This window comes from Dietzia sp. B44 (assembly GCF_014145245.1).
Lineage (GTDB): Bacteria > Actinomycetota > Actinomycetes > Mycobacteriales > Mycobacteriaceae > Dietzia > Dietzia natronolimnaea.
On record NZ_JAALEF010000344.1, the window covers coordinates 1 to 3,327 of the forward strand.

Below are 3,327 nucleotides of genomic sequence, written 5' to 3' on the forward strand. Positions count from 1 at the left end.
ATCGCCCGGCGAATCCCGGGGTGCCGGGGCGGCTTCTCCCGCGGCCCGCACCCCGGGGTCCGTTTCTCGCGCGGCCGCGACCCGGCCTCACGAGAACGCCTTGGTCGCCAGGCCGAGCACGTCCGGATAGCGGCGCAGCTGGGCGCCTCCGTCGACGGCCAGGTCCTCCCCCGTCATCCAGGGCGAGTCGGCGAGGTAGAGCACCGCCCGGGCGACGTCCTCCGCGGTGCCCCGGTGCGTCACCGCCGCGTTCTCGGCGTACTCCTCGGCGAGCCCGGGGATCTGCAGGACCGGTTCGGTGAGCGGGGTGACGAGGAACCCTGGCGAGACCGTGTTCACCCGGACCCCCCGCTCCCCGAGCTCGAGCGCGGCCACCTGCGCGAGCATCACCAGGCCCGCCTTGGCAGCGCAGTACGCGGCCATCCCCCGGCCGGGTTGCCGCGCGTTGAGCGAGGCGATGGCGACGATCGAGCCGCCCTCGACGACGACCCGACCGGCGTGCTTGAGCACGAGGAACGCGCCGGTGAGGCACACGTCCACCACCCGCCTGAACTCCGCGGTGTCGTGGTCGGTGACCATCCCGAGCGTGCTCACCCCGGCCGTGGTGACGACCAGTTCAGGGGCGATACCGGAGAACAGCGCCTCCACCGACGACTCGTCCACCACGTCGACGACCCGGTGTTCGTGGCCCCGGGCCGGGGCGTCGGCCGGGCCGGCCAACTCGGCCGCGCGCGCCTCGGCGAGGTCGCCGTTGACGTCGGCCACCGTCACCCGCCACCCGTCGGAGGCCAGCTGCCGCGCCGTGGCCCATCCGATCCCGGATGCGCCACCGACCACCACCGCGTGCCGCCTACCGGTCGTGTCGTCCGCCATTTCCGCCTCCGTCCGGGATGGGGCCCGGGGCGGGGTGCCCCGTCAGCGCGCGCGGGACGCTGTTGACGCCCGTCAATCCCTGGCCATAATCTAGGACCGCAATGTGATTCGCGCCATAGCTTTCCGGCGCGGCGGTCCCCGGCCCGAAGAGGTTTCCATGACACCCACCCCCACTGTCGCCGTCATCGGCGCGGGCATCAGCGGTCTCACCACCCTCAAGATGCTCGACGACTACGGCATCGAGGCGGTGGGCTTCGAGGCGTCCGACCGGATCGGCGGGAACTGGGCGTTCGACAACCCCAACGGGAGCTCGAGCGCGTACCGGTCGCTGCACATCGACACCTCCAAGCATCAGCTGAGCTTCCGGGACTTCCCCATGCCCGAGGAGTTCCCGGACTTCCCGCACCACTCGCAGATCAAGCAGTACCTCGACGACTACGCCGAGGCCTTCGACCTGCTGCGCCGCATCGAGTTCGAGAACCGGGTCCTGCACGCCGAACGGCTCGAGGGCGGCGGCTGGGAGCTGACCACCGAACGCACCGGCACCCGCCGCTTCGACGCGCTGGTGGTGGGCAACGGACACCACTGGGACCCGCGGTTCGGCGACTTCCCGGGCGAGTTCACCGGCGAGATGATCCACTCGCACGCCTACGTCGACCCGTGGGACCCGCTCGAGCTGCTGGACAAGCGCATCCTCGTGGTGGGCCTGGGCAACAGCGCCGCCGACATCGCGGTGGAGCTGTCCTCCAAGGTGATGCGGAACGAGGTGGTGATCTCCACCCGGTCTGGCGCGTGGATCGTCCCGAAGTACATCGCCGGCAAGCCGGCCGACAAGTACTTCGCCACGTTCCCGTTCCTGCCCTACTCGTGGCAGCGCAAGGCCATCCAGGCCATGCAACCGATGTCGGCGGGCCGGCCGGAGTCCTACGGACTGCCCAAGCCCAACCACAAGTTCTTCGAGGCGCACCCCACCCAGTCCGTCGAGTTGCCGCTCCGACTCGGCTCGGGGGACATCACGGCCAAGGGCAACATCGCCCGGTTCGAGGGGCGGACCGTGCACTTCGAGGACGGCACGGCGCAGGAGTTCGACGTCGTCATCCAGGCCACCGGCTACAACACCTCGTTCCCCTTCTTCGACCCCGAGTTCCTCAGCGCCGACGCCCACAACCACGTGCCGCTCTACAAGCGGATGTTCTCCCCGGGCATCGACGACCTCGTGATGGTCGGCTTCGCCCAGTCCACGCCCACGCTGTTCCCGTTCGTCGAGGCCCAGGCCCGGCTGGCGGCCGCGTGGGCGGCCGGCCTGTACCGCACGCCGGACCGGGCGGAGATGGAGCAGGTCATCGTGGCCGACGAGAAGAAGTACATCGGGCACATGCTCGACACCCCGCGGCACCAACAACAGGTGGACTACTTCCTCTACGAGCACGACCTGCGGACCCGGGAGATCCCGGAGGGCCGCGAGCGCGCGGCCCGCTCCGGCGGGATGATCCGGACGGCGGCACACGCATGAGCGGGAACGGCACCTCCGGCGAGGGCGCGAACGGTTCACCCCGCGGCGATCGACGCCGCGAGGCCCTGTTGGCCGAGCTCGACCGGCAGCTGCGCACCACCAAACTCGACGACATCTCGGTGGCCGACCTCACCGACGCGGCCGGCATCACCCGATCGGCGTTCTACTTCTACTTCGACTCCAAGGCCGCGGCGGTGACCGTGTTGCTCTCCTCCATCCAGGCGACCGCCGCCAAGTCGAACGACATGCTGGTGAACTCCGACGGCCGCTTCCGGTCCCGCGTGTCGACCACGCTGAGCCGCCTGGCGGACCGGATGGTCGACAACGCGCACGTCTACCGTGCCCTGCTCACCGCGCGGACCACGCACGAACCCATGCGCCGCCTCTGGGACGAGGGGCGGGCCGAGCTGGCGACGCCCATCGCCGAGTACATCCGCTCCGAGCGGGCGGCCGGCCGGGCCCCCGAGGGGGCCGACCCGGACTCGCTCGCCACCGCCCTGATCCAGATCAACGAATCGGTTCTCGAACACCTCGTCTACGACCCCGGTGCGGATCGCGAGCCCATGATCGCCACCGCCTCGGACCTGTGGGTCCGGGCCATCTACGGCCGCCCGGACCCGGAGGTCGACAACCCAGGAGAACCCTCGTGACCAGCCAGATCACCCCCGTCGACCTCGACTTCCGCTCCGGGGGGGACACCTGCCGCGGGTGGTTCCTGCCCGCGGCCGGGACGGATCGGGCACCGTGCGTCGTCCTGGCACACGGGCTGGGCGGAACGGCCGACTCGGGTCTGCTCCAGTTCGCCGAGGCCTTCGCCGCCGCCGGGTACGCGGCGTTCGCGTTCGACTACCGCGGCTTCGGACGGTCTGACGGCGGGCCCCGACAGGTCGTCTCGCCGTCGCGGCAGCAGGACGACGTCCGGGCGGCGGTCGCCGCTGTCG

Annotated in this window: 4 protein-coding genes; 3 read left to right on the forward strand and 1 reads right to left on the reverse strand. The window is 71.0% G+C overall.

Features of this window, described 5'->3' with window-relative positions; all coding sequences use genetic code 11:
* Positions 1–87 precede the first annotated feature (87 nt).
* On the reverse strand, positions 88–873 hold the full coding sequence (locus tag G6017_RS11545) for an SDR family NAD(P)-dependent oxidoreductase (RefSeq protein WP_182617455.1): 786 nt from the start codon (positions 871–873) through the stop codon (positions 88–90).
* Positions 874–1,030: 157 nt separating this feature from the next.
* On the opposite strand from G6017_RS11545, the gene G6017_RS11550 reads away from it, so the two are divergent.
* The 3 genes from G6017_RS11550 to G6017_RS11560 form a co-directional block, all read left to right on the forward strand.
* Entirely contained in the window at positions 1,031–2,386 is a 1,356-nt protein-coding gene (locus G6017_RS11550; protein WP_182617457.1) for a flavin-containing monooxygenase, read from the forward strand.
* Complete coding sequence (locus G6017_RS11555) at positions 2,383–3,036, forward strand: TetR/AcrR family transcriptional regulator (RefSeq protein WP_017835423.1); 654 nt, start codon at positions 2,383–2,385, stop codon at positions 3,034–3,036. Before G6017_RS11550 ends, G6017_RS11555 begins: the two co-directional genes overlap by 4 nt.
* The coding region (locus G6017_RS11560; protein WP_182617458.1) for an alpha/beta fold hydrolase at positions 3,033–3,327 on the forward strand (295 nt) is incomplete at its 3' end. The genes G6017_RS11555 and G6017_RS11560, both read left to right, overlap by 4 nt.

Coding starts and splice junctions, on each gene's coding strand:
- G6017_RS11545 (WP_182617455.1), bottom strand. CDS start 873: ATGGCGGACGACACGACCGGTAGGCGGCACGCGGTGGTGGTCGGTGGC.
- G6017_RS11550 (WP_182617457.1), top strand. CDS start 1,031: ATGACACCCACCCCCACTGTCGCCGTCATCGGCGCGGGCATCAGCGGT.
- G6017_RS11555 (WP_017835423.1), top strand. CDS start 2,383: ATGAGCGGGAACGGCACCTCCGGCGAGGGCGCGAACGGTTCACCCCGC.